This is a genomic window from Sphingomonas sp. Ag1 (assembly GCF_000980895.1).
GTDB lineage: Bacteria > Pseudomonadota > Alphaproteobacteria > Sphingomonadales > Sphingomonadaceae > Sphingomonas > Sphingomonas panaciterrae.
In genome coordinates, this window is record NZ_LAZX01000078.1 from 26122 (window position 1) to 52258 (window position 26137).

Consider the following 26137-nt stretch of genomic DNA (forward strand, 5'->3'; position numbering starts at 1 on the left):
GCTAGGTCCCAACAGAAAAAGCCGCCGATAGCTCGAACCGATTGCCCGGGTGCGTGAGCCAAGCGTGCGATACGAGACGTCCGCGACTCCAGGTTCTGCGCGTCATCATTAGCACTGGTTCTCCTTCAGCGAGGCCCAGCATTGTTCGCATGGCTGTATCCGGCATCGCCGCGCACACCCGGTGCTCTACTCGCTCGAGCGGGGCAACACGTGTCAGATATTCATTCGGCGTCGAGGCGCTGAAATCCCTCTCTCCGTAGCGTGGCGCAGCAGATGCCAGCACAAAGCGCTCCTCGACCTGAATTGGGAATTCGGTCTCGTGATGGACGATAAGCGAATGGAAGAGGCGCGTGCCCAAGCCGACTTCCAGCAGAGCTGCCCTTTCCGCATCAGCCCGTATCTCGATATTATAAATGACGCGCGCGCGATAGGCGTGGCCCCTGCCGCGCACCTCCTCCGCGATGTTGCGGATCTCGATCAGCTGCCCGATCGGCCGGGGCTCGGCGACAAAGCTGCCCCGCCCCGCCCGCCGTACCACGACACCGGCCGATTGCAGTTCCCGCAACGCCCGGTTTGCGGTCATGCGCGAGACTTTGAACGTCTCGACGAGCTCGGCCTCTGACGGCGTCTGGTCGCCGGGCTTCAGGCGACCTTCCCGGATGTCCTCGAAAATGCTGTCTTTGATCGCCACATAGCGAGGTTGCTTCTCCGCACCGGCAGCGTCGACCGCGGGTTCGCCCACAGAAGCAGCTTTCGTCCGGGGAGCGGATGCGCGGCTATGGGGGCGAGCGGGAGCATGCATCAAATGACTATACAGGTGGGGGCGAGCAAGTCCCAGTCATTCAAACAGGAAATCACCAGCGAGAGCCGAGGCGTGCGTGATCAATGCCGCGCGAAGACCTTCTGGCCCGAACTGCCGAACGACACCACCGCATAGGGTTGGCGGGCGGCGCCTGCCACTTCCATGCCCTCCGAGCCGATCGGCATCCCCGCCACCGCAATGCCTCTGACGCCTACGGGACGGGTTGCCAGCAGGCGCTTGATATCGGCGACCGGGACATGGCCCTCGATCAGATAGCCATCAACCATCGCGCTGTGGCAGGATGCCAGCGTGCCCGGCATGCCGGCCCTCCGCTGAAGCGCCCCGCGCGACGCATCGTCGCGCATGACGACCGTGCGGCCCAGCTTCGCGCGAAGCGCCTGGGCCCACTTCTCACAGCATCCACAACCCGGGTCCCGGTGGACGACGACATCATTCGCCGCAAGCGCTGCGCCGGGCAGGGCGAGGAACAGCAAGGCGGCAGAAAGACGGGTCTTCATGAACGGCTCCCGGAAGCATGCGATAGGGTTCCTAATGATCTATACGCATTGATGCCCCCTACCCCTCATCACGCTGAAGATTTCACGATGGCGCGCGGCCTCCAGGCGAGCGGCAAGGACACAAGCAGCGCCAGCGACAGACCACCAATCCCCCACAAGACTAAGTGCTGCGCCCCGGGAGCGACGACGGCGATCGCCAGCGGCGCGAGCGCCTGCCCGATGCTGGCGGCGGAATGCTGGAGACCGAGCTTCAGACCCGAAGGGGCTGCCGCACCGCTGATCCAGAAGCTGGTGACCAATCGAAGGGTTGCCGAGCTCCAGCCGGCAGCAACGATGATCCCACTGAGTTCGGCCATGCTCGCGGCGACAGGGAACAGGAAGAGCGCCGCAGCCAGCAGGCCGAGCGTCAGCCCCGCAAGCCGCCTCGGCATGGTCACCAGCCAATCGAGCCTCGCATGGAAGATCTGTGCTGCCAGCATGCCCAATCCGCAGAGACTGAGCATCCAGGCGATCTCTTCGCGGCTCAGCGAAATGACGCTCCGCGTCACCAGGAGATTGACATGCATCGCCGCCAGCCCGCCGCCCGCGACGATCGTGACGAAAAGCAGGATCAGCGTCGCGCCGAGCGTCGGCGCGGGCAGGTCTCCGCCATCGATGCAAGGTGCACACCAGCGCGGCAGACGCACGGCGCAAAGCGCCGCCCCGACGGCACCGATGCCGAAAGCGAGGATCATGAGGGGAGCGCGGGGCAGGATCGCGGCCGAGACCTCCGCCACCAGCGGACCGGCGAGATCGCCCAGAAACAAGAAGGCGGTCAGCCAGGTGAAGCGCCGCGCCTGGTCCGCGCGCTCGTTTGCGGCAAAGCTCGCGCAGAGCAAGCCCAACGGTATGATGGCGGCCGACGCCATCCCCGCCACCAGGCGCAATGCATAAAGCTCAGGCAGCCCGACGAGGCCGATCGGCGCGGTCACCAGGGCGAGGATGACCAGCGCTGCGCGCAACATCGCCCGATAGTCGACCCGGTCCGCGATCCAGCCCCAGAGCGGCGCCGCCAGCAAGGCTGCCAGGGGATGGACCGCGGTCAGGCTCGCGACATGAAAATCATGAGCGCTTGACGATAGCGCGCCACGAGCCGGGTCGACCAGTGCCGGAAGGAAGGCGAGAATGGCCGTCTGTCCCGCCGACGCCGCAGCCGCCGCGAGCAACAAGACGAAAAAGGAGGCCGGCCAGCGACCGTTGGCTTGCGATCCAGCCTTGTCACGCGGCGCGTTCGCGGTCGACCCCTCGAGTGGCCATCCGCGGATCACCACCAGGCGCGCAAGCCGATCACCAGCCTGTGTTCGGAAGGCCCTTCCCCGCGCAGGCGACGGAAATCGGCCGTGCCGTCAAATGCGCGCTCCCAGACGAAGCCGATATAGGGCGCGAACTTGCGCGACACCTCGTAGCGCAACCGTCCGCTCAGCTCGACATTGCTGAAGCCGCTGCCGAGCTGCCGATCGCTCGACCGCTTCGAATAGATATTGGTCTCCACCTGCGGCGTAAGGATCAACCGATTGGTGAACAAGACCTCATAGGACGCCTTGGCGCGCGCCGCGAGACGCCCATCGGTTCCTACATAGCCGGTGAGCTGGACGTCGAACCAATAGGGCGCCAGTCCCTCGACGCCGGCGGCCAGCCAGGTGGTCGCACCCTTGCCGAGATCCTGCCTGACCCCGAGCAGCGTGCCCCAGAACGGGTTCTTGCTGTGCCACCACAGCGCCTCGACGCTGCTCTCCGGATCGAGACGTTGGTCGCGGGAGTTCTTGAGCCCCTGGCTGCGCAGCCAGAGCTTGTCATTGTCCTGACCCTTGGTGACGAGCACGGTCCAGCCCACGCCCTGACCCTCGTTGCCGCTGGTGAACTCAAGCTCATCGACAAGTATCTTGGGGATTGAGAGCTTGTCGGCCATCTCATAGCCCGGCAGCGTCGAGTTGCGGTAGCCGTCGGCATAATCGTCCGAGTTGCGCGCGTCCGGCGGGGCCTGGCCGCCCTGCATCGAGCCCATGTCCATCGTGGCGCCGTTACCGGACGCCTTCGTGTCGGTCATATCCATGCCCGGCATGTCCATGCCCGCATGGTCCTGAGAGCCTTGCGCGGAAGGGGTGTGCTGAGCGGGAGTGGCCGTTTGGGCAGGGGTGGCGGCGGGCGACGGGGGCGAGGCATCCTGCGCGAGGGCGGGAGCCGTGATCGCCGGCGCCAGGAAGAGGGCAGCGCCAAGAGCGATGCCGCGCGAGGGGAAAATCCGGATCATGCGACCACCACCTCCCGGAACATGCCGGCCGCCATGTGATAGAGCAGATGGCAGTGGAAGGCCCATCGGCCCATGGCGTCGGCGGTGACGCGGAAGCTCACCCGCTGGGCGGGCTGGACCACGACCGTATGCTTGCGGACCTGGAAGGCGCCGTCCGGGCCTTCGACATCGCTCCACATGCCGTGCAGATGCATCGGATGCGCCATCATCGTGTCGTTGACGAAGGTGACGCGCAGCCGCTCGTTTGGCTTGAAATGAAGCGGCCTGGAATCGTTGAGCTTGATGCCGTCGAGCGACCAGATGAACCGTTCCATATTGCCCGTCAGATGCAGCTCGATGTCGCGCTCGGGCTCGCGCGGGTCGGGATCGCCGCCCGGCGTGCGCAGATCGGCCAGCGTCAGCACGCGCCAGCCGCGCCCGCGCAGCCCGGCGCCGGGATCGTCGAGATTGGTGCGCGGATAGTCGACGCGCATGTCGGTATTGGCGCCATATTCGGTGCGGGCGTGCCGTGCCCTGGCCGGCATCTCGGTCATGCCGTGCCCGGCATGCGCGTCGCCTCCCATTGCGCCCATCGTCGCCATCGCGCCCATCATGTCGACCGGCTCGAGCCAGGTCCGGGCATCGAGCGGCGGCACGGCTGCCGCCATGCCCGGGGCCGGTGCGATCGTGCCACGCGCATAGCCGCTCCGATCGATCGCCTGCGCGAAGATGGTGCGGGCGCCGCCCTCGGGCATGGTGAACTCGACGTCGTAGGTCTCGCCCGGGCCGATCCGGAATTCCTCGACCGTGACCGGCTCGACCGGCTGCCCGTCGGTCGATACGACCGTCAGCTCGACCCCGGGGATCCGCACGTCGAAGAACGTCGCCGTCCCCGCGCCGACGAAGCGCAGGCGCACGCGCTCGCCGGGCGCGGCGATACCGGTCCAGTTGCCGGCGGGCGGCGCGCCGTTCATCAGATAGGTGTAGGTCGCGGCAGAGACATCGCTGTAGTCGGTCGGGTTCATCCGCGAGCTGTTCCACATCCGCCGCCGCTCGAGCGCCTTGCCCAAGCCCATGGTGCCGACATCCTTGAGGAAATCGCCGGCGGTCGGCTGCGCAAAATTATAGTAGCTGCTCTGCTTCTTGAGATTGAGGAAGATCTGCAGCGGCGGCTCGTCCGACCAGTCGCTGAGCACGATGCAATAGTCGCGATCGGGCGCCCGCGCCGTCGGCACCTGTTTTGGCTCCACGATGATCGCTCCATAGAGTCCCGTCTGCTCGGCGAGCGTGTGAGCGTGATACCAGTAGGTTCCGCTCTGGCGGACCTCGAAGCGATAGGTGAAGGTCTCGCCCGGCGCGATGCCGGCAAAGCTGATGCCGGGCACGCCGTCCATCTCCGCCGGCACGATGATGCCGTGCCAATGGATGCTCGACATCTCCTTGAGGCCGTTGCGTACGCGCAGCGTGACCGTGTCGCCTTCGCGCAGGCGCAGGACCGGCGCGGGCACGCTGCCGTTCACGGCGGTCGCGATACGGCGTTTGCCGGTGAAGTTGACCGGCAGCTCGGCGATCTCGAGGTCGAACTCGGTCCCGCTCAGCTCAGCGGGCAAGGTTGGTGCGGATCGCGCGAGAAGCGCCGGGGCGAAACCGGCGACCGCGCCGCCGATCGCCAGCCCCTGGACGAAACGGCGCCGCGCGATCGGCCGGATATGTAAGGGAGACATGAACTGTACTTTCGCGAAGTCGGCTTCAGGCGAGGTCGAGGACGATCCGGCCCTCGATGTCGCCATGATGCATGCGGGAGAAGACGTCGTTGATGTTCTCCAGCTTGTCTGCATGGACCGTGGCCTTGACCTTGCCCTCGCCGGCGAACGCCAGTGCCTCGAGCAGATCGAGCCGCGTGCCGACGATCGAGCCGCGCACGGTAATGCCGTTCAGCACGGTGTCGAAGATCGACAACGGGAAGTCGCCCGGCGGCAGGCCGTTGAGCGCGACCGTGCCGCCGCGCCGGACCATGCCGAGCGCCTGCTGGAACGCCTTGGGCGAAACGGCGGTCACCAGCGCCCCGTGCGCGCCGCCAATGGCTTTCTTGAGCGCTGCCGAAGGGTCCTCGTTGCGCGCGTTGACCGTCAGTGTGGCGCCAAGGCGTGTAGCGAGGTCGAGCTTGCTATCGTCGATGTCGACCGCGGCCACATTGAGACCCATGGCTCGGGCATATTGCACCGCCATGTGGCCGAGCCCGCCAATGCCGGAGACGACCACCCACTCGCCGGGTCGGGCCTCGGTGGCCTTCAATCCCTTGTAGACGGTGACGCCCGCGCAGAGGATCGGCGCAATGTCGAGGAAGTCGACATTGTCGGGAAGGTGACCAACATAGTTGGGATCGGCGAGGACATATTCGGCAAAGCTGCCATTGACCGAATAGCCGGTGTTCTGCTGTTCGTGGCAAAGCGTCTCCCAGCCACCCAGGCAATGCACGCAGTGCCCGCAGGCGGTGTAGAGCCAGGGCACACCGACCCGGTCGCCTTCCTTCACATGGGTGACGCCGGCACCAACGGCGGCGACATGCCCGACGCCCTCATGGCCAGGAATGAAGGGCGGGTTGGGCTTGACCGGCCAGTCCCCTTCTGCCGCGTGCAGGTCGGTATGGCACACGCCGGTTGCCGCAATCTTGACCAGGACCTGCCCGGGGCCGACCGTCGGGATCGGCGCGTCCTCGATGACCAGGGGCTTGCCAAATTCGCGGACGACCGCCGCCTTCATGGTTTTCGCCATGTCCGTTTCTCCTTTTAAGCGGGGGGTCAGAATAGGCCGAGCGCGTGCTCGTCATAGGAGACGAGCAGATTCTTGGTCTGCTGATAATGATCGAGCATCATCCGGTGGTTTTCACGCCCGAAGCCCGATGCCTTGTATCCGCCGAAGGCGGCATGGGCGGGGTACTGATGATAGCAGTTGGTCCAGACCCGCCCGGCCTCGATCGCGCGGCCGAGCCGGTAGGCGGTGTTGCCGCTCCGGGTCCAGACGCCCGCGCCAAGACCGTAGGCGGTGTCATTGGCAAGTGCGATCGCCTCCTCGACCGTCTTGAACGTGGTGACCGACAGGACGGGACCGAAGATCTCCTCCTGGAAGATGCGCATGTGGTTCTGACCCACGAACACGGTCGGCTGCACGAAATAGCCCTGGTCGAGCGCACCGCCCGGCAGCGCCCTGGCGCCACCGACCAGACACTGCGCGCCCTCGGCCTTGCCGATATCGATATAGCCCAGGATCTTGTGGAGCTGGTCCTCCGACGCCTGCGCGCCGACCTGGACCGACGGGTCGAGCGGATCGCCCTGGCGGATCGCGGCGACGCGCGCCACGGCGCGCTCGATGAAGCGGTCGAAGATCGACTCATGGATCAGGGCGCGCGACGGGCAGGTACAGACCTCGCCCTTGTTGAAGGCGAACAAAGTAAAGCCTTCGAGCGCCTTGTCGAAGAAGGCATCGTCCTCGTCGAGCACGTCCGCCATGAAGATGTTGGGCGACTTGCCGCCAAGCTCCATCGTCTGGGGGATCAGATGGTCCGCCGCGGCGTGCATGATCTGCTTGCCGGTGACGGTCTCGCCGGTGAACGAGACCTTGGCGATGCGCGGATTGGCGGCGATCGCCTGGCCAACGGTCCGTCCCGGGCCGGTAACGACATTGAGCACGCCGGGCGGCAGGATGTCGGCGGTGAGCTCGGCGAACATCAGCAAGGTGAGCGGCGTCTGGGATGCGGGTTTGATGACGGTGCAGTTGCCCGCCGCCAGCGCCGGGGCGATCTTCCACGCCGCCATCAGCAGCGGGAAGTTCCACGGGATGATCTGGCCGACGACGCCGAGCGGCTCGCGGAAATGATAGGCGATGGTGTCCGCATCGATCGTCGAGATGCCGCCTTCCTCCGCCCGGATGCAGCCGGCGAAGTAGCGGAAATGGTCGATCGCGAGCGGCACGTCGGCAGCGCGCGTCTCGCGGATCGGCTTGCCATTGTCGATCGTCTCGGCAAGTGCCAGCAACTCCAGATTGTCTTCGAGCCGGTCGGCGACGCGATTGAGAATCCTGGCGCGTTCGGCGGGCGCGATCCTTGCCCATTGATCCTTGGCGGCGTGCGCCGCATCGAGCGCGCGCTCGACATCTTCCGGCGTCGACAGCGCGAACTCTGCGATCTGGGCGCCATTGATCGGGCTCGTGTCGGCGAAATACTCGCCGCCCGCAGGAGCGCTCCAGCGGCCTCCGATGAAATTATCATAGCGGTGTCGGAAGGAGGCCGCCGCGTTAATGGTCCCGATCGCCTTCTCGAACATAACCTGACTCCATCTCTATCGATGGCCTGACGGAGTAATCTCTTTGCCCGGGTGGCCTATAAGTAAGTTCCGCAGAAGGTAGTCTGGTATCGGGGTCGCGGGCTTGAGGGTCAGACACGCCAACAGAGCCGATGACTATTCATCGACTCCTGAACGTATTCGCGCACGCCTGATCGGAATTATGCCGAGACAGGCGTTACTCGGCCGAGTCTTCTTTTGGCGAGGGCGGCGCTTGGCATTCCAATTCTGGCGTTACGCCCGGACGCGCTTTAGGCTCACCCAATCGCCTTTCTGAAGCGTCCCGTCCCTCACGCGGAAATGAGCATAATGGTCGTCGAAAATCTGGTCGACTTCGACATGACCGACAAGACGGCGGTGGCGCGGCGTTGCGTGATAGACTTCGAGTATCTGCCCGATGTGCGCGCCATCGGCCTTACCCAGGCAGGCCACTGTGCCGCCCGCATCCATACGGACGATCTTGCCGCGCATGAACAAGCTATGGCCGATACCCTGTGCGAGGAGCGGCGTGCTGCCAAAGAGCAGAAAGCCAACAGCAGCACCGACGCCAAGATGTTTTCGCATCGCTGTTTCCTCTGTCAAGTCAGACGCTCGGACCCGGTTTTGAAAGCTGGGAGCACGGGGCGACGCTGGGCATCGTCAAAGAACTGGCCCGCCGCGGGGGAACGGCGGGCCCTCAGCCCCTGGGGTCTGTTCTCGGGGCTGGAAACCTCACATGTCGCTCATCGGCTTGTCGGCCATGGGCTTGGCGGTCTTCTTCTTCGCCGCCGGCTTGGCCTTCTTCATCGGCATCTTGCAGCAGCCACTCTTCGCCTTACCGGCCATGCCCGAGCCGTTCGATGCAGGCGAGCCGCCGGACATGCCGGCCATCCCCGACATGCCCTGTTGATCCTGCTGGGCCGGTTGCCCCTGCTGCTTCTGCGCGCCGGCCTGATGATCCTTCATCATCTGATCGTGCATCTGCTGCCCGCCATGATCCATGCCCTGCTGGTGGGCATGGGCCGGCGCAGCCTGCGCGGGCGCGGGCGTCGACTGGGCGAGAGCGGTGCCGGCGGCGAAGGTTAGCGTCGCGAAGAGGCTGACGGGCGCCGCGAGAAATGTCGTCTGTCGCATTGAGGGTCTCCGAGTGTTCTTCCTGTTGCCCGATCGACGTTCCGATCCCGGCAATTCCGAAGCTTCAATGCTGCTAGCGAGACGCTGTCTGTATACGTAAGTTACGAATCGAAATCCGATCGGCCGTGTGCCTGCTGGAGCAGGCGCGTAAAATGATGATCCGGGATCGATCAAAAATGTGACCCGGCCTGGTTTTCTCGTCCTGAGACCGGCCAGAAAAGCGATTGGCCCGCCGTGGGAACGGCGGACCAAGGCTTCGGTTGAAAGCGGCCATGATCTTGTCCGTCAACCTTGTCGTCTGATGGAATGATGGCAGGGTCAGCAACCACCGTCCGACCTGTGTGACATGCCGGAGGCGCCGTCCTGGTCCTGCGAATCCCGCATCGCCATTCGATGGCCCTGCATCATCTGGCCGTGCATCTGCTCCTTACCGTGAGCCATGCCCTGCATGTGGGCAGGATCGGGCTGGGCAGGCGCCGGCCTGGCCTTGAGGGTCTCCTCAAGATCGGGCATGCCCGGCGGCATCCCGTCCGCCAGCACCGGTCCGGCACTGACGGCGAGGAAGCCGAGAGCTGCGAGCGAAGCGATCATTGCCGTCTTCTTGCGCAAGTATCCATTCCTTCAAGTCTGGGTTTCCCGTTCGATCGAGCATATGCCCGGTCGATTGTCGCCCCTTCCGGAGCTTGCCCGTGAAATGGTGTCACCTTCCGCCTTGCTGTATACGTAATGTGCGAAGTCCGTCTCTGAGATGGCCATAAATTATCGCACTGGCATCGTTGTTGTGCCGATGTGTAACTATGGTTCGGACTCGAGAGCAGGACAGGTCGGCAACAGTGACTAATCCATGGCGGCCAGCAGACGCTCGAGAGGAATAGTGGCAAAAGTGGTGAAGCTGTCAGCAATGGCATAAGGCAGTACCAGCACCCGATTATGTACCATCGCGCCGCAGCTGTAGGCTACGTTTGGCACATAACCTTCGCGCTCATCCATGTCCGACCGCAAAAGCGGTAGCTTCGTCCGCGCCAGCAGCTTCGAGGGATCGTCACGGTCCAGCAGGCACGCCCCGATGCAATAGTTCCGAACGGCGCCGACTCCATGAGTTACGACCAGCCAGCCTTCGTCGATCTCGATCGGCGATCCGCAATTACCGATCTGGACAAACTCCCAAGGCCAGCGAGGTTCGATGGCTTTCGCTCCGCCACTCCAGTCGTGAATGTCCGCGGACGTCAGGAACCAGATATTTTCGTTATCCTCGCGCCCAAGCATGGCAAAGTGCCCGGCAATGCGTCGGGGGAAAAGCGCCATGCCCTTGCTACCGGTGGCATCCCCACGCAGCGGTCTGAGTTCGAATGTCCGGAAGTCCGGCGTGGACAACAACTCCTGCCGGACGGACTGGCCGCTAAATGCCGTATATGTACCGAAATAGGTGGCTCGGCCATCGTCGTCCAGGAAGCGGACCAAGCGAAGGTCTTCGATGCCACCACGCTGGCTGGGGGTTGTCGGAAAGATCACGATCTCCGAGAGATCGTGGCTGCCATCGCACTTGATCCGAATGCCCGCGTCCGGCCCGTCCTCGCCGGAGATGTTTTCAGTCTCCAGCACGAGCGGCATGGGGCTCGGAGGATTGATTGCTATGGTTCCGTCCGCGGCGCAAAACCCGGTGCGAAAGGTGACGGAGGAGATATGCCCCTCGCCCACGCCTCGCAGGGAAAGAATGAATCGGAGAGAGTTTTCAGGTACAGCAGACTGATCAGGATGCAGGACGATGCTCGGATTGAAAAGCGCTGCTGCCTCATAGGAATATTCGTTGCAAAAATGGGCACCGATCAAGAGCGCCTGTTCATGGGTGACCTCGCAATCACAGACGATGATGCCATCAACCTCGTGGAACCGCCGCAAAAACAGGGACGGAACCTCACGATGCCTTCCCGAGAAATCATCAAGAATGCGTTGCAACTCATCGTGGAGCGATGCTGGGTCGAGCGCCAGGACGCGGTCGGCGATGCGCTGCGCACGTGGCTGATCCGGTACCGCATATTTATAGGTTTCCGTCGACGGCATATAGGGTCTGATCACTACCCTTGCTGGATTGGGGCGGAGCAATTCGGGTAGCCGGTTGACAAATTCGGCGGTTGACACTGACTTCTCCAATACAGATCGACCGTGGAGCGTTCACGCAATCGTAAAGATGGTGCTCGGCATTACCCGACTATCGGGTGGCGGCACGGAAGGCTCCGGCGATGGCGGGTGCGATGATTTCCGCCGTTGCCGGATACTCGGACTTTGTGCCACGTGCCATGATCGCTGTCCTGGCGTAGTTGTCGGACACACAAGCTGTGACCGGGGGCTCTGGCCTGAACGTGACTATGTGGGGCACGTGCGAAGCGCGCCGCTCAGCTCGACATGTCCGCCATCGTTCGGCAGCTCGCCGCGCATTTCTTGCAGGTGGCCGAGCAACGCGCGATCCGCTGGTCCGCGCTATGGCGTCCGCATTCCTCGGCGCAGCGCTCGCAAGCGTCGGCGCAGGCGCGGCAGACGATGCGGTGCAGGGCAGATTCCCGCAGCATCGAGTTGGCGGTCGCCTGGCACAGTTCCGCACAGTCGTTCAGCATGGCGATCAGCGACGCCGTAGCTGACGCGCCGCCTTGCTTCGTCAGCCAAGCGGCGGTTTCCAGGCACATGCGGTGCGAAGCCACGCAATCGTCGATGCAGTCCGTCATCGACATCGCCATCCCTTCCATTCGATGCTGCTGCGCCGCCGCCGGCACAGCCAGCGTTCCGGCGGCGGCAAGGCCGGCGCCGGCCATCAGCAATTCGCGTCTCTCGATCATCATGCACCTCCCATCTGCTATCCCTTGAGCGCTGTGCCGCATCCGGCGGCCTCAGCCGTCGCAGGCGACCCATCCGACGCCGCACGCGCCTTCTCCCGCGCCATCCGGGTTTCCTCCCAGGGCCAGTGGCCGTTGATCTCGACCCCGAGCGAGATGCTCAGGAAGGTCCGCACCAGCACCAGCCCGGCCAGAACGATGAGATCGTCGAGCGTTGGGTTGATCACCAGCGACTTGACGATGTCGCCGGCGACCAGAAATTCCAGGCCGAGCAGGATGCTGCGGCCGAGCGCCGAGCGGAACGCGCTATAGGCCTCGGTTCGGTCGCCCGCCCTCGCCCGCCGCGCAAACAGAAAGGTTGCGAGCCCCGCGCCGACCAGGATGGTCAGCGTGCCCGCCAGTTCCAGGCCGATCACCGCGAGCCGGAAGAAGGCGCTCAGCCAGTCGGCCTCAATGGTGATCATACCAGCCTCGCTTGCGGATATTGTTGAAGCTGTCGGTGGCGTGACAGGCATAGCATTGGTCGACGCGCGCCTTCGATCCGGCTGCGCGCTGCGAGACCATGCTGAAATGCTCCATGAAGTGACTCGGCGGCGCCTTGTGGCACTCGGCGCACTGCGTCGAATTGACCGATGGATGGCGGTAATTGGCGATCTTCCAGCTGTCGGTCTTGTGGCAGCTCGCGCAGTCGGTGCCGAACAGGCCCTGGTGCGGATCGCGGAACGCATGGCAGCTCGCGCAATTGAGCGCGGTCTCGGGGGTCAGGCTTCGAGTGTTTGTCGACATGCCCGCCAAAGGCTGCCGCCACTTCGCCATGTCGAGCAACGCGGCGTGATCCATGCGGATGATGCCGCGCTCTCCCTCATGTTCGACGTGGCAGGAGGTGCACTGCGTCGCTTTCGCGTGGAACTGCGTCGACTGCTTCGTCCCGAAATCGGTGCCCGCATGGCAGGTGAGACAGGTCCGGGTTTCGACGCCCTTGCCCGGCGTGTGGCAGGCCGTGCATTGGCCGGCAAAGGACTGGTGCGCGCTCGAGAGCGGGCCGGGCGAGACGAGCTGCGCCACCAGGCCGGCATCCCTCGGCGCGTCCGATCGCATCCGGATCGCGACCGCGGCGACCATCACCAGCAGGGCTGCGATGAAGACGGCGTAGGAAAGACGCTGCCAGCTCATAGCCAGCGCAGCCCGTAATAGATCGCCGCGCCGACGTGGAGCGCGAGCAGCGCGAAGATGAGACAGCCCAGCAGGATGTGCAGGAACCGCCACCGCGCGAACAGGGTGTTGGTTGCCTCTTCGGCACGGATCGCGAATTCGGTATCGGCCAGCGCTGCGGCGATCCCCGCCTTGTCCTGGGGGCGCTGGCCCGCGGACGCATCCCCGGCGACGAACAGATAGCGCTTCCAGCCCGACAGCGGCGGGGCTGCGGTATCGGCCTGCGTCGGCGCCGCCGGCTCCTCGAGGAAGGCGGCGCGAAGCGAGGCCAGTTCTGACCTGCGTCCGCGCAGCGCCCGACCAAGCTGGGCAAGCAGGTAGCGGCCGATGAAGCCGGTGATGACCGTCATCAGCAGGAGGACGGTCAGAAGCAGGCCGACCGGGCTTTCGAGCTTGTGCGCGGCGTGGACCAGACCCAGGATCGGCGCCAGCACGCCGGCATAGATGTGGATGGCGAGCAGGGTTGGCTTGCTGACGACCCGGGAGAGCGCCTTGTCGACCCAGGCGATGTGCTTGGCCGCGACATAAGGAAGCGTCAGCAGCATCAGCACGAGCGCTGCGATCCCGATGATCCCGCCGGCCAGGCTACCCGGAAAGCGGGGCGACACATGCACGAGATAGCCGAACGGGAACAGCAGCAGGAACGCGACCAGCAGGCCCACGGCAATGTCGCTGCGTTCGCGCATCAGGCTTCGACCACGAGCGGCGTGCCCGTCCCCTTCGCCTGGCACGCGAGCACATAGCCTTGCGCCTTGTCGGCGGGCGCAAGGCCGGATTCGACCTCCATCGTCACTTCGCCCTGCAGCAGCTTGACCACGCAGGCGCCGCATGTGCCCGCACGGCATGCATAGGGGATCTCGACGCCCGCGCCCTCGGCCGCCTCCAGCACGGTCTCGTCCGCGGGCAAGGCCGCCGACACCCCCGACACGGAGAAGGTCACCGTGCTCGGCGCCACCTCGGCGCTCGGGGCCGGCTTATCCGCTGGCGGGGGCGCGGGCTTGACCTCGAGATCCTCGTGGTCGGCCGGCAGCGAGGCCGGACCGAACGCCTCGGTGTGCAGCTGCGCTTCGGGGACGCCGAGTTCCGCCAGCACGCCGCGCATCGCGCCCATCATCGCCGGCGGGCCGCACATATGGATGCGCCGGCTCGCGATCTCCGGCACCGCGGCCAGGATCATCTCGCGCGTGATCGGCCCTTCGGGGCCCATCCAGACGGTGCCGGGCGCGCGCTGCATCGCGGCGACGACATGGAGGTTGGGAAAACGGCGTTCGAGCCGCTCGAGCTCGTCGCGGAACACGAATTCCTCGGTCGACCGTGCGCCGTAGAAGAAGAAGATATCACCCTTCCACGCGGTGTCGGTGAGATAGCGCAGCACCGACATCATCGGGGTGATGCCGACCCCGCCCGCGATCAGCACGATGCTCTGGGCATCCGTTCCCGTGAAGGTGAAGGCGCCGAACGGTCCGCTGACCTTCAGCAGATCGTCGGCGACGACCTTGTCGTGCAGGTATCGCGAGACCACGCCCTGCTCCTCGCGCTTGACCGTCAGTTCGACATAGGCCCGCTGGGTCGGCGAAGAGGCGATCGTGTAGGAACGGCGCGCGGTCTTGCCCGCTTCGGGCTCTACCTCGACCTGCAGGAACTGGCCCGGCAGGAAGTCGAACGGCAGCCGGTCGGCGGTCGGGTCCGCGAGCCGGAAGGTCAGCACGCTCGGCGTCTCTCGCACGATCTGGACCACGCGCAGCTGCCCCGCCCAGCTTTTGGGCTTGCGCAGCGACGCCCCAGCGGGTGCGGCCGCATTGCTCGGCGCGAGCCCGGCGCTGTCGGCAACGGGTGCAGGCGCGGGCGCAACCCTGGTAGCGGGAGGGGCAGCCTTCGGCTCCGGCTTTGCTGGAACCTTGGCGGTGGCGACACCGCCGGCGATCGCCCCGATCCGCCGCAGGCGGAAGATCTGCAGCGCGATAAGCGTGGCGCTCACCAGCCCCAGGAACAGCATGAGAAGGAGGTGCGAGGGCGAGATGCCGAACCAGTGATCGGCATGGCCGGGCGCGGCCTGGTCGATGTCGAGCTGATCGCGCAGCCAGGCAAGCCCGACCTCCCGGGGCGGCTGCAAGCCCCCGATCGCGCCCTGCGCGGCGGTGCCGGAGCGGAACAGGTCGGTTCCCTCGCGCAGGCGCCGCGCCGCATCGAGCCGGGCCGAGACCGTGGTCGCACGCGCGCCGTCGGCCGAGGCGGCGTTGATCATCGCCAGACCCGTGCTTACCCGTTCGCCGGCCTGCGCAGCGACCCGCTGCCTTGCCGCTTCGTCAAGCGCGGGAAAGGCGAGCAGCTGCGAGATGAAGCCGGTCCGGCGCGATTCGTGGCCGTGCTCATTCTCCCCTTCCCCATTGATCATGCGATCCATCATGGGGTTCATCATCTTCGCCATGTCCGACGACCCCGGCTCTGCCGGTGCGGACATGCCCCCGCCGGCCGGCATGCCTGCGCCATGATGCGCGGCATGATCCTCGCCCTCCTGCGCGCCCGCGCTCGCGGACAGGCTGAGAGCGATTGCGCAGCCGAGGCTCAAGCGTCGAAGGCTGATCCGCCTGGACATCCTCATCCCCTTAGTGTGCGAGCCTACATATCCTTCATCGGCATCGCCGCATTGCCCGGCGCGGGATCGGGTGCCGGCGCGGTCTGGTTGCCGGCCCCGGCGCGCATCGCGTCATGGTCCATCGCCTGACGGTGATGCCGCTCCATCTCGGCCTGGTTGCTCATCGCGTCCATCGGCGCCGCGTCTGCAGCGTTGCCGCTGTCGGTCAGGACCGGGGTGGCGGCGACGCTGTTCGCCGCGGGCGGCACCGTCTGGTCGGCCTGGCGGTCGCAGCCCGAAAGCGCGAGCGCCAGCAACAGGCTTCCGCCGACAAGTGGAAGGGCTTTCTTCGCATGGTCGATCATGGCTTTGCTCCTTGGCTTGAAAACTGTGTCCGGGCGCCATCCCTGGCGTCCGGACCGGCTCATTGCGCGCTGCGCAGAATCCGGAGACACCGGTCGTGCGAGAGGTTCATCGGGTTGCGCCCCTGCCCCTTCATCTCGCCATGATCATGCGGCGTCTGGAGACCCATATTGCCCTCCATCGCCCGGCAACTCTCGACCTGCGCCGAGGTCGGCCGCGTGGTCACACAGGCGCCTAGAAGCAGCGCCGGCGTGAGGACGGCGATCAAACGCATTTTCTTCATGACAAAACCCCTTTCGCTCGTGGTGATCGTTCGTCCTGCGCTGCCTGATGTTTCTTGTTATGCTGCTGGTCTTTCCGCCGCGCCGTCAGGAAGGCGAGGATCGGGCAATCGGAGACCGGCACTTCGCCCGGGCATTCGTCGGCGAGCATCCGCAGCATGTCGCGGATATCCGACAGGCGCTCGAGCCGGGCTTCGGCGTCCGCGATCTTGGCAAGCGTGATATCGAGCACGGCCTGGGCATGCGCGGTGTCCGACGCCCTGAGCGCCAGCAGCTGCCGGGCCTGTTCGAGTGTGAAACCAAGCTCCTGCGCCGAGCGGATGAAATTGACGCGCTCGAGGTCGGTCGCGTCGTAGAGCCTGTAGCCCGCTGCCGTGCGCGCGGGCTCGCGCAGCAGGCCCATCCGCTCATAATAGCGGATCGTATCCCGCCCCACGCCTGCGGCCGCGGCCAGTTCGCCGATCTTGAAATTGCCCATGTCATCCGCTCGATCATGCCGGTTGGACCATGGTCCAGGGTCAAGCGGTTTCGCTTTGACCCCGAACGGTCTCCTCGTCGCCGGCGGCCCGCTGCCCCGACGCGTCGCAGGGCAGCCCGTGCCGCCGGGCCACCGGCTTGTCAGTTCTTGCGAAGCTCGACGATGTCGTGCCTGGCAGGCGTGCCGTCGGCGACGGACACGTGCGCGAAGTGATCGTCAAAGATATGGTCGATCGTCACATGGCCGACGAGCTGGCGGTGATAGGTCGGCGCCACGCCCTTGGACGGACCCGGATGGGTCACGACGCGATAGACCTCGAGCTTCTGGCCGACCTCGGCGCCATCGGCCTTGCCGATGCAGACGACCGTGCCGTTGCTGCCCGTGTCGACGATCGAGCCGCGCATGAACAGGCTGTGCCCGATGCCCTGGGCCATAGCGGGGACGGCAGCAAGCATCGAAATGCCGGCAAGCGCGACCATGAGAGTTTTTCTGACCATATTCACCTCCTTGGATGGTAAGCCACCGCCCGGACTTTGCCGAGGGGAAGAGCGTCTCTTCAGGCTTGGGACTACGGTCCCGGGTCCAGCCTCGATATACGTAGAGGCCGCAGCCGATCTTCTTCCCCGGGCCGGATCTTTATTGACGCGGAGTTGACGGAATCAGCCGTCAGCACTTCAAAATCCGCGCGGCGCGAGACTTTGGTTGGCTGCGCCCGCGAAACCCGCTAGATATCGAGGCCCGTGAAACGCCTGCTCGCCCTCCTGCTCGTCATCGGAGCGCTGTCCGGTCTCTTCGGAGCCCAGATGGCGGCCGCGCACAGCGTGCCGCAGGCGGCAGGCGCGCCGCTGGCCAAGGGCATGGATGCGGACTGCATGGCGATGATGGCCAAGCAGCAGCCTGCGCCCAGCGAAAAGCCCTGCAAGGGCCTGACGCTCGATTGCATCGCCGCGATGGGGTGCGTGATCCCGCTGGTCGCAGCGGACCTGGCAGGCGGCGTTGCGCCTGCGCGTCTCTACGACGCGCCCAGCTTCTGGACGACCGACACGATATTGACCGGCAAGGCGGTTGCGCCCGAGCCGGATCCTCCCACCAGCCTTGCCTGATTGAACGAGCACGGGCTGCGCGCATCGATCGATGCGTGCGCGCCCGGTTTCCTTCTTTTCAGTCAAAGGTTTTCGTGATGATCAAACTGCTTCCGGCCGCCCTTGTGGCGGCCCTCAGTCTCGCCGCGCCTGCGCTTGCAACCGACGCGAGCCGCACGCCGCAAGGCCATTGGGAATGGCGGTCGGCGCCGCAATATGGTCCGCGGGCGACTGGCCCTGCGCGTGTCCGCATATGGGTGCCCGACAGCCGGGACATGGCCAGCTGCGATTGCGCGATGATGCAGGCAAGCGCCGCCGACTGCATGCGCGGCGCAGTCAGGTCGGACAAGGGCTAAACCCGCTCCGGAGCGGCGCGTCACATCTTGGCGCGCCGCCTCTGTCATGAGGGGATGATATCCATGATCATGATGCCGAGGCGCGCTGTGCGACGCCTGTTGCTCTCTATCGGTGCGACGCTTGCGAGCGCATGGGCCGTGCCGGTGTCGGCCGGCCCGCTCACCTACGAGCAGGCAGTGAGGCTCGCTGCCGCCAACGCGCCAAGCCTCAAGGCGCGCGCGGCGGCGACAGCCGGCGCCCGCTCTTCGGCGGTCGCGGCCGATCGCCTGCCCGATCCGACGCTCGACCTGGGCCTGCAGAACTTCCCGGTGAGCGGCCCCAATGCCGGCAGCTTCACGCGCGACGATTTCACTATGGCGACGATCGGGTTCAGCCAGACCTTCCCCAATCTCGCCAAGCGCCATGCACGCGCCGCGCGCGCCGCGGCCGATATCGGTATCGCCGAGGCGGGCGAGCTGGTCGAAGGCCGCAACGTGCGGCTCGAGACCGCCCTCGCCTGGGTCGATCTCTATTATGGAGAACGCCGGCTCCGGCAGCTCGACCTGCTCGATGCCAGCCTCGACGACCTGCAGAAGACCGTGACCGCACGCCTGGCGTCGGGCAGCGCGCGCCCGAGCCAGGCGCTCGAGCCCGACCAGCTCCGCGCCGCCATCGCCGATCGCCGCGCCGAGATGGCTGCGGTGGTGGCGCAGGCGCGGGCCCGGCTCGCGCGCTATACCGGCGACCCCGACCCGCAGGCGACGGGCGACCCGCCGATGCTCGATGTCGATCCGATCCGGCTGCGGGCCGAAATCGATGCGCTTCCCGCCCTGCGCGCGCAGGACGCGCGGATCGCAGTCGCCGAAGCGGACGTGCGTCTCGCGCGCGCCGACAAGCGCCCCGACTGGAAGGTCGGCGTCACCTATGGCCGGCGCGATCCCATGTACGGCGACATGGCCTCGGTCGGCGTGTCGATCGACCTGCCGCTGTTCGCCGGCAAGCGCCAGAACTCCAGGATCGCTGCAAGCGAGAGCCTTGCGCAAGGGGGTCGGTTCGACCGCGAGGCGATCCGCCGCGAGCTGGTGGCGCAGCTCGACGCCGATCTCGCAGACCATGCCATGCATCTCTCCCGGTTGCGCAATGCCCGCGAGACGCTGGTGCCACTCGCCAGGCACCGCGCCGAGCTCGACCGCGACAGCTATGGCGCCGGCAAGCTCGACCTTGGCGCCGCGCTGCTCACGACGCTCGGGCTCGCGGAGGCCGAGGTCGAGGCGCTCAACCGCGAAGCCGACGTCGCGCGCGACGCGGTCCGCATCACTATCACCTATGGGGAGGAGCGGCCATGACGCTCGATAAATCCGCGCTGCGCTGGGGCGCATCGATCCTGGCTGTCGCGCTGCTGGCCGGCGGCACAGGCTATTGGGCTGGCCATCGCCAGGCACCGCAATCGGAGGCGACCACGCCCGCCGGGGCAGGCAAAGTCCTTTACTGGTACGATCCGATGTTCCCCAACCAGAAGTTCGACAAGCCCGGCAAGTCGCCCTTCATGGATATGCAGCTCGTGCCGCGATACGCGGACGGAGGAAGCGCCGGCGCGGCCCCCACGGTCGCCGTCGATCCCGCCGCGCGGCAGAGCCTGGGATTGCGGGTCGTCGCGGCGAAGATGGGCAGCCTTGCCTCGGCCCTCGAGGTCACCGGCACGATCGACTTCAACCAGCGCGACGTCGCCGTCATCCAGGCGCGTTCGGGCGGGTTCGTGAGCCGCGTCTATGCGCGAGCGCCCGGGGACGTGGTCCGCGCCGGCGCGCCGATCGCGGACCTGCTCCTGCCCGAATGGGGCGGCGCGCAGACCGAATATCTGAGCGTCAGGCGGCTCGGCAAGCCCGACCTCACCGCGGCCGCGCGCCAGCGACTGCGGCTGATGGGCATGTCCGACGGCCTCATCGCCAGCGTCGAGCGGAGCGGACGCCCGAACGGCGTGGTGACGATCACGACGCCGATCTCGGGCACGATCCAGACGCTCGACGCCCGTGCCGGCGTGACGCTCGCCATGGGCCAGACGCTCGCCCAGGTAAGCGGGCTCGGCACCGTCTGGCTCAATGCCGCGGTGCCCGAAGCGCGCGCGGGCGATGTCCGGGTCGGCCAGAATGCCAGCACCACGCTGGCGGGCTTCCCCGGCGAGCGCTTCGCCGGCCGGGTGATCGCGATCCTGCCGACCACGCAGGCCGACAGCCGCACGCTCACCGTGCGGATCGAGCTGCCCAACCGGGACGGCCGGTTGCGGCCGGGCATGTTCGCCAGCGTCGCGCTTGGCGGCGATGCCAAGCCGGCGCTGCTGGTGCCGAGCGAAGCGGTGATCCGCACGGGCAGGCGCACGCTCGTCATGCTGGCCGCAGGCGACGGGCGCTATCATCCCGCCGAGGTCCGCATCGGCCGCGAGGCAGGCGGCGAGACCGAGATCCTTGCCGGCCTGTCGCCCGGCGAGAACGTCGTCGTCTCGGGGCAGTTCCTGATCGATTCCGAGGCGAGCCTGTCGGGAATCGAGGCGCGGCCGATCGGCGGCGGTGCGGCATCGGCGACCATCGCCGCGCCGGCGTCGAAAGCCACGCTGTACGAGACGACGGGCAAGATCGAGCGGATCACGGCCAATTCGGTGACGCTCAGCCACGAGCCCGTTCCCGCGCTCGACTGGCCGGCGATGACGATGACCTTCGCGCTCGCCAATCCGGGCATCGCGCGCGGCTTCAAGGCGGGTGACCGGGTCCGGTTCGGGTTCGACCGGCGCCCGGCGGGACCGACGCTGCGGCATATGGCGAAGGTGGCGGGCCAGTGATCGCCCATCTCATCCGCTGGTCGGTGAGGAACCGCTTCTTCGTCGTGCTCGGCATGCTCGCGCTGGTCGGCGCGGGCCTGTGGGCGGTGCGCTCGACCCCGATCGACGCGCTGCCCGATCTTTCCGACGTGCAGGTCGTGATCCGCACTTCCTATCCGGGTCAGGCGCCGCAGATCGTCGAGAACCAGATCACCTATCCGCTCACCACCACCATGCTGTCGGTGCCCGGCGCCAAGACGGTGCGCGGCTATAGCTTCTTCGGCGACAGCTTCGTCTATGTGATCTTCGAGGACGGCACCGATCTCTACTGGGCGCGCAGCCGCGTGCTCGAATATCTCAACCAGGTCCAGGGTCGGTTGCCGGCCAGCGCCCGCAGCGCGCTCGGGCCGGACGCGACCGGGGTCGGCTGGGTCTATGAATATGCGCTGGTCGACCGCACCGGCCGGCACGATCTCTCGCAGCTTCGCGGGTTGCAGGACTGGTTCCTGCGCTACGAGCTGAAGACCGTGACCGGCGTGGCCGAAGTCGCCAGCATCGGCGGCATGGTCAAGCAGTACCAGGTGCTGCTCGATCCGGTGAAGCTCGCGGCCTACGGCGTAACCCACGCCCAGGCAGTGCAGGCGATCAGCCAAGCCAATCAGGAAGCCGGCGGCTCGGTGCTGGAAATGGCCGAGGCCGAATATATGGTCCGCGCCTCGGGCTATCTGAAAACGCTCGACGATTTCCGGGCAATCCCGCTCAAGACTGCGGCGGGCGGCGTGCCCGTCCGGCTCGGCGATGTCGCCACGATCCAGGTCGGCCCCGAGATGCGGCGCGGCATCGCCGAACTGAACGGCGAAGGCGAGGTCGCCGGCGGCGTCGTTATTCTTCGGTCAGGCAAGAACGCCCGTGAGACCATCGCGGCGGTCAAGGACAAGCTCGCCGATCTCAGGAAAAGTCTGCCGCCGGGCGTCGAGGTGGTCACGGTCTATGACCGCTCGCAGCTGATCGATCGCGCGGTCGAGAACCTCACCCGCAAGCTGGTCGAGGAGTTCATCGTCGTCGCATTGGTCTGCGCCCTGTTCCTCTGGCACGTCCGCTCGGCGCTGGTCGCGATCCTGACCTTGCCGCTCGGTGTGCTGGCCGCGTTCGTCGTAATGCGGTTCCAGGGGGTGAACGCCAACATCATGTCGCTGGGCGGCATCGCCATCGCCATCGGCGCGATGGTGGATGCGGCGGTCGTCATGATCGAGAACGCCCACAAGAGGATCGAACGCTGGGAGCAGGATCACCCGGACAGACATCTCGATGGCGAGATGCGCTGGATCGTCGTCACCGAGGCGGCGGCCGAGGTCGGGCCGGCGCTGTTCTTCAGCCTGCTGATCATCACGCTGTCGTTCATTCCGGTCTTCACCCTGGAGGCGCAGGAAGGCCGGCTGTTCGCGCCGCTCGCCTTCACCAAGACCTATGCGATGGGCGCGGCCGCGATCCTGTCGGTGACCCTGGTGCCGATCCTGATGGGCTGGCTGATCCGGGGCCGCATTCCGGCCGAGCAGGCCAATCCGGTCAATCGCTGGCTCACCAATATCTACCGGCCCGCGATCGACTGGACGATGAAGCGGCCCAAGGCAGTGCTGCTGATCGCGGCTCTGGTGTTCGCCACCACGGCCTGGCCGCTCAGCCGGCTCGGCGGCGAGTTCATGCCCAATCTCGACGAGGGCGACCTGCTCTACATGCCCTCGGCGCTGCCGGGCCTCTCGGCCGCCAAGGCGAGTGAGCTGCTCCAGCAGACCGACCGCCTGATCAAGACCGTGCCCGAAGTCGAAAGCGTGTTCGGCAAGGCCGGCCGCGCCGAGACCGCGACCGATCCCGCGCCGCTCGAAATGTTCGAGACGACGATCCAATTCAAGCCCCGCGACCAGTGGCGGTCGGGCATGACGCCCGAACGCCTTGTCGACGAGCTCGATCGCCGGGTGAAGCTTCCGGGTCTCGCCAATATCTGGGTGCCGCCGATCCGCAACCGCATCGACATGCTCGCGACGGGCATCAAGAGCCCGATCGGGGTCAAGGTGTCGGGCAGTGACCTCGCCGAGCTCGACCGCATCGCGCATGATGTCGAGACCGTGGCCAGGAGCGTGCCCGGCGTCAGCTCGGCGCTCGCCGAGCGGCTGACCGGCGGACGCTATGTCGATGTCGACATAGACCGCGCCGCCGCCGCGCGGTTCGGGCTCAACATCGCCGACGTCCAGGCCATCGTCTCCGGCGCGATCGGCGGCGAGACGATCGGCGAGACGGTCGAGGGCCTCGCCCGCTACCCGATCAGCGTGCGCTATCCGCGCGAATTGCGCGACAGCCTCGACGGGCTGCGGGGGCTACCGATCCTGACGCCCGCGGGCCAGCAGATCACCCTCGGCACGGTCGCCAATGTCACGATCGCCGAAGGGCCGCCGATGCTCAAGACCGAGAATGCCCGGCCCTCGACCTGGGTCTATGTCGATGTGCGCGGGCGCGATCTCGCCTCGGTGGTTGGCGATCTGCAACGCGCGGTGGCGAGACAGGTTCGGCTCTCGCCGGGGGTCAGCATCGCCTATTCGGGCCAGTTCGAATATCTCGAGCGCGCAGTCGACCGGTTGAAGCTGGTCGTGCCCGCGACGCTGCTGATCATCTTCGTGCTGCTCTACCTGATCTTCGGCCGCTTCGACGAGGCTGCGCTGATCATGGGCACGCTGCCGTTCGCGCTGACCGGCGGCATCTGGACGCTCTATCTGCTGGGGTTCAACCAGTCGGTTGCCACCGGGGTCGGGTTCATCGCGCTCGCCGGCATCTCCGCCGAGTTCGGGGTGGTGATGCTGATCTATCTCAAGAACGCGCTGGCGGAGCACACCGCAAATCCGGACGCCGCCGAAGTCGAGGCCGCCGTGCGCGAAGGCGCGCTGCTGCGCGTCCGTCCCAAGGCGATGACGGTGGCGGTGATCCTGGCCGGCCTGCTGCCGATCCTGCTGGGATCAGGCGCGGGTTCGGAGGTCATGAGCCGGATTGCCGCGCCGATGATCGGCGGCATGCTGACCGCGCCCTTGCTCTCAATGTTCGTTCTGCCCGCCGCCTATCTGCTGTTGCGCCGGCCCAAGACCGATCCCATCCCTCAACCCGTTTCATCATGAAGGAGAAGACGATGAACCATGCACGACTGACCATTGCCCTCGGCCTCGCCGCCCTGACTGCCGCGTGCGGCAAGAAGGCGGAGGCCCCCGTTGCGACTGAGACCAACGAGGCGGCGCCCGCCGCGACCATGAGCGGCGACATGGGCAACATGTCGATGGCGCCTGACGCGAACGCCGCGATCAAGGCCAAGGGCCATGGCACCGTCACCGCGATCGACAAGGCGGCAGGCACGATCACGCTCGATCATGGTCCGATCCCGGAGGCCAAGTGGCCCGCGATGACGATGGCGTTCAAGGCCGCGCCGTCGATCACCGATGCGGTCAAGGTCGGCGACAAGGTCGATTTCGACCTCTCGCTCAAGGGCAGCGATGGCGAGGTCACCGCGATCGCAAAGCAGTGATCCGCTAAGTTCGACCGGAAAAAGCTGGTTGCGTCGCCGCTCCCGGGCGGCGACGCCCGTGCCGGCCGTCTGCCTGGCTGTGCGCCCGGTCGACGGTTGCGACCGGCAACGCCCAATGCCAGCGGCGTTTCCCTGCGCGATCACCGACAATTTGAGCACGCTTCGCGGATCGCACATTGAACGTGCAAGCCGCCCTTGCTCGCGATAGCCTGAACGGCAAGGAGCCCAGTTTAGATGACCCAGCCAGTATGACCTTGTTACCCGCGACACATCATGATCTCGTGAGCGAGCTTGTCCGTCGTTGGCGAGACGATCCCGGCGCCACCTATCGCTCCTGGTTTCTGTGGGACGAACGGCTGAAAAACTTCCGCTCCATCCGTCGCGGGCTGCAGCAGGTGGTCGCAGAAATCGAAAGTGGGCGGTTCGGCGTCGCCTATCGCGGCTCGTCACTGGAAACGGTTGTCCACTCGATCGCCGAACAGCGGCAGATCTTCAAGGGCGCCGACCATGCCTGGCTGTGGAAGCCCAAGCTGCGCATTCCAGACATCTACGAAAGCCCGGACAACCAGCGGGCGTTCGGTCGCCTGCTCGACAATTGCTCGTGCTGCGATACCGCCGAGGAGATCATCAGCCACATCCGCAGCATAGACGCGCTCAAGATCAAGGGGCTGGGGCCGGCGGCGGCCAACCTGCTCTATTTCCTTCACCCGACGCTGGTGCCGCCCTTCAATACCGCGATCGTCAAGGGCTACAATGCCGTCACCGGCGCCAAGGTGAAGCTCGGGTCATGGGATCATTTTCTCGCCATGCGCGCCGGCATCCTCGACCTCAACGACCGTTACCGCGAGTTGCTCTCCAACGATCTCGGCGCGATCGGCGGACTGTTGTTCGACATTGGCTCGGGCCGCTATCCCGCGCCACCGCTGGAGGATGACGCAACGGCGGCCGACGACTGGCTCGGCAGATTGGAACATGCCAGAGCGGAGGCAAGCCGGCTCGACAAGACAGCCGCCGCGCAGGGCGAAACCGATCGCACGCACGCCGAAATCCAGGCCTGGCTGCGCGACCTCGGCCATGCCCTCGGTTACGATGTGTGGATCGCCGCCAATGACCGCGGTCGACTTCACGCTGGCTGCCCGCTTGGACAGGGATGCCTCGAGCGCCTTCCAGACGCCATTGCGACCTCTCCCGGAGCGGACTCGATCCGCCTCATCGACGTGTTGTGGCTGGCGAAGGGTGGCGACGGCGTCGCCGCCGCGTTCGAGGTTGAACATTCGACCTCGATCTACTCGGGGATCGTGCGCATGCTCGATCTGGCGCTGTCGGGGAGCGATCTGCACGCTGCCGCCGGGCTATTCCTGGTCGCACCGAATGCGCGCGAGCAGGACGTTCGCGCGCAACTCCGTCGCCCGGCTTTCAGCCGTATTGCCGATCTCGACTTCGCCTATCTGCCCTATGGCGAGCTGGAGAGAAACAGGGACGCGATCGCTCGTTTTGGAACGGGATTGAAGGCCATCAAGGCGATCTCAAGCCCCCTTCCCTGAAAGGGGGCGTTTGCGGGAGGGG

General features: G+C 66.1%; 27 protein-coding genes. 7 read left to right on the plus strand and 20 right to left on the minus strand.

What is annotated here, in order from left to right; genetic code table 11:
- Position 1: 1 nt before the first annotated feature.
- The 20 genes from hutC to XM50_RS03620 all read right to left on the minus strand — a co-directional run bounded on the left by hutC (position 2) and on the right by XM50_RS03620 (position 17258).
- A complete protein-coding gene (gene hutC, locus XM50_RS03525) occupies positions 2-742 on the minus strand; it encodes a histidine utilization repressor (protein WP_004213136.1) in 741 nt (246 codons plus the stop codon).
- Positions 743-882: 140 nt separating this feature from the next.
- The gene (locus XM50_RS03530; protein ID WP_004213035.1) at positions 883-1320 is read right to left on the minus strand and encodes a DUF411 domain-containing protein; all 438 of its coding nucleotides are present in this window, start codon (positions 1318-1320) and stop codon (positions 883-885) included.
- Between the two features lie 68 nt (positions 1321-1388).
- Positions 1389-2630, minus strand: coding sequence for an MFS transporter (locus XM50_RS03535; protein ID WP_015449261.1), 1242 nt, complete (start codon positions 2628-2630; stop codon positions 1389-1391).
- Positions 2624-3610, minus strand: coding sequence for a copper resistance protein B (locus XM50_RS03540; protein WP_015449262.1), 987 nt, complete (start codon positions 3608-3610; stop codon positions 2624-2626). The genes XM50_RS03535 and XM50_RS03540 overlap by 7 nt, the downstream gene beginning before the upstream one ends.
- Positions 3607-5313 carry a copper resistance system multicopper oxidase gene (locus XM50_RS03545; RefSeq protein ID WP_015449263.1) on the minus strand — a complete coding sequence of 569 codons (1707 nt, stop codon included), beginning with the start codon at positions 5311-5313 and terminating at the stop codon, positions 3607-3609. The genes XM50_RS03540 and XM50_RS03545 overlap by 4 nt, the downstream gene beginning before the upstream one ends.
- Positions 5314-5338: 25 nt before the next feature.
- Positions 5339-6364, minus strand: coding sequence for an alcohol dehydrogenase AdhP (gene adhP, locus XM50_RS03550; protein WP_004212676.1), 1026 nt, complete (start codon positions 6362-6364; stop codon positions 5339-5341).
- A gap of 26 nt (positions 6365-6390) precedes the next feature.
- A complete protein-coding gene (locus XM50_RS03555) occupies positions 6391-7911 on the minus strand; it encodes an aldehyde dehydrogenase family protein (RefSeq protein ID WP_015449264.1) in 1521 nt (506 codons plus the stop codon).
- Positions 7912-8163: 252 nt separating this feature from the next.
- The gene (locus XM50_RS03560; protein ID WP_004212674.1) at positions 8164-8493 is read right to left on the minus strand and encodes a hypothetical protein; all 330 of its coding nucleotides are present in this window, start codon (positions 8491-8493) and stop codon (positions 8164-8166) included.
- Positions 8494-8640: 147 nt separating this feature from the next.
- A complete protein-coding gene (locus XM50_RS20385; protein WP_015449265.1) occupies positions 8641-9042 on the minus strand; it encodes a hypothetical protein in 402 nt (133 codons plus the stop codon).
- A 318-nt stretch (positions 9043-9360) separates the two neighbouring features.
- Positions 9361-9651 carry a hypothetical protein gene (locus XM50_RS03570; RefSeq protein ID WP_007406388.1) on the minus strand — a complete coding sequence of 97 codons (291 nt, stop codon included), beginning with the start codon at positions 9649-9651 and terminating at the stop codon, positions 9361-9363.
- A 228-nt stretch (positions 9652-9879) separates the two neighbouring features.
- Positions 9880-11181: a glycoside hydrolase family 130 protein gene (locus XM50_RS03575; protein WP_438830636.1), complete on the minus strand. Its 1302-nt coding sequence runs from the start codon at positions 11179-11181 to the stop codon at positions 9880-9882.
- 254 nt (positions 11182-11435) lie between these two features.
- On the minus strand, positions 11436-11876 hold the full coding sequence (locus XM50_RS03580; RefSeq protein WP_015449267.1) for a four-helix bundle copper-binding protein: 441 nt from the start codon (positions 11874-11876) through the stop codon (positions 11436-11438).
- Between the two features lie 14 nt (positions 11877-11890).
- Positions 11891-12334, minus strand: a complete 444-nt coding sequence (locus XM50_RS03585; protein WP_007406411.1) for a DUF1622 domain-containing protein — start codon at positions 12332-12334, stop codon at positions 11891-11893.
- A complete protein-coding gene (locus XM50_RS03590) occupies positions 12321-13043 on the minus strand; it encodes a hypothetical protein (RefSeq protein WP_007406380.1) in 723 nt (240 codons plus the stop codon). Before XM50_RS03590 ends, XM50_RS03585 begins: the two co-directional genes overlap by 14 nt.
- The gene (locus XM50_RS03595) at positions 13040-13768 is read right to left on the minus strand and encodes a hypothetical protein (protein WP_007406424.1); all 729 of its coding nucleotides are present in this window, start codon (positions 13766-13768) and stop codon (positions 13040-13042) included. Before XM50_RS03595 ends, XM50_RS03590 begins: the two co-directional genes overlap by 4 nt.
- Positions 13768-15678, minus strand: a complete 1911-nt coding sequence (locus tag XM50_RS03600; RefSeq protein WP_030089529.1) for a 2Fe-2S iron-sulfur cluster-binding protein — start codon at positions 15676-15678, stop codon at positions 13768-13770. Before XM50_RS03600 ends, XM50_RS03595 begins: the two co-directional genes overlap by 1 nt.
- A gap of 23 nt (positions 15679-15701) precedes the next feature.
- The gene (locus tag XM50_RS03605) at positions 15702-16022 is read right to left on the minus strand and encodes a hypothetical protein (RefSeq protein ID WP_007406382.1); all 321 of its coding nucleotides are present in this window, start codon (positions 16020-16022) and stop codon (positions 15702-15704) included.
- Positions 16023-16081: 59 nt separating this feature from the next.
- Positions 16082-16303 (minus strand): hypothetical protein, encoded by a 222-nt coding sequence (locus XM50_RS03610; protein ID WP_007406426.1) that lies wholly within the window; start codon positions 16301-16303, stop codon positions 16082-16084.
- Positions 16300-16779, minus strand: coding sequence for a heavy metal-responsive transcriptional regulator (locus XM50_RS03615; RefSeq protein WP_007406417.1), 480 nt, complete (start codon positions 16777-16779; stop codon positions 16300-16302). Before XM50_RS03615 ends, XM50_RS03610 begins: the two co-directional genes overlap by 4 nt.
- A 140-nt stretch (positions 16780-16919) precedes the next feature.
- A complete protein-coding gene (locus XM50_RS03620) occupies positions 16920-17258 on the minus strand; it encodes a hypothetical protein (RefSeq protein ID WP_007406371.1) in 339 nt (112 codons plus the stop codon).
- A 261-nt stretch (positions 17259-17519) separates the two neighbouring features.
- On the opposite strand from XM50_RS03620, the gene XM50_RS03625 reads away from it, so the two are divergent.
- The 7 genes from XM50_RS03625 to XM50_RS03655 all read left to right on the plus strand — a co-directional run bounded on the left by XM50_RS03625 (position 17520) and on the right by XM50_RS03655 (position 26115).
- Complete coding sequence (locus XM50_RS03625; protein ID WP_007406428.1) at positions 17520-17882, plus strand: hypothetical protein; 363 nt, start codon at positions 17520-17522, stop codon at positions 17880-17882.
- A gap of 77 nt (positions 17883-17959) precedes the next feature.
- Positions 17960-18217 carry a hypothetical protein gene (locus XM50_RS03630; RefSeq protein ID WP_007683334.1) on the plus strand — a complete coding sequence of 86 codons (258 nt, stop codon included), beginning with the start codon at positions 17960-17962 and terminating at the stop codon, positions 18215-18217.
- A 63-nt stretch (positions 18218-18280) separates the two neighbouring features.
- Complete coding sequence (locus XM50_RS03635) at positions 18281-19543, plus strand: TolC family protein (protein ID WP_046407429.1); 1263 nt, start codon at positions 18281-18283, stop codon at positions 19541-19543.
- The gene (locus XM50_RS03640; protein WP_046407431.1) at positions 19540-21030 is read left to right on the plus strand and encodes an efflux RND transporter periplasmic adaptor subunit; all 1491 of its coding nucleotides are present in this window, start codon (positions 19540-19542) and stop codon (positions 21028-21030) included. The genes XM50_RS03635 and XM50_RS03640 overlap by 4 nt, the downstream gene beginning before the upstream one ends.
- A complete protein-coding gene (locus tag XM50_RS03645) occupies positions 21027-24170 on the plus strand; it encodes an efflux RND transporter permease subunit (protein ID WP_016746446.1) in 3144 nt (1047 codons plus the stop codon). Before XM50_RS03640 ends, XM50_RS03645 begins: the two co-directional genes overlap by 4 nt.
- Positions 24167-24571: a copper-binding protein gene (locus XM50_RS03650; protein ID WP_007406376.1), complete on the plus strand. Its 405-nt coding sequence runs from the start codon at positions 24167-24169 to the stop codon at positions 24569-24571. Before XM50_RS03645 ends, XM50_RS03650 begins: the two co-directional genes overlap by 4 nt.
- A 281-nt stretch (positions 24572-24852) precedes the next feature.
- Positions 24853-26115, plus strand: coding sequence for a hypothetical protein (locus XM50_RS03655; RefSeq protein ID WP_007683327.1), 1263 nt, complete (start codon positions 24853-24855; stop codon positions 26113-26115).
- The last annotated feature ends 22 nt before the right edge of the window (positions 26116-26137 follow it).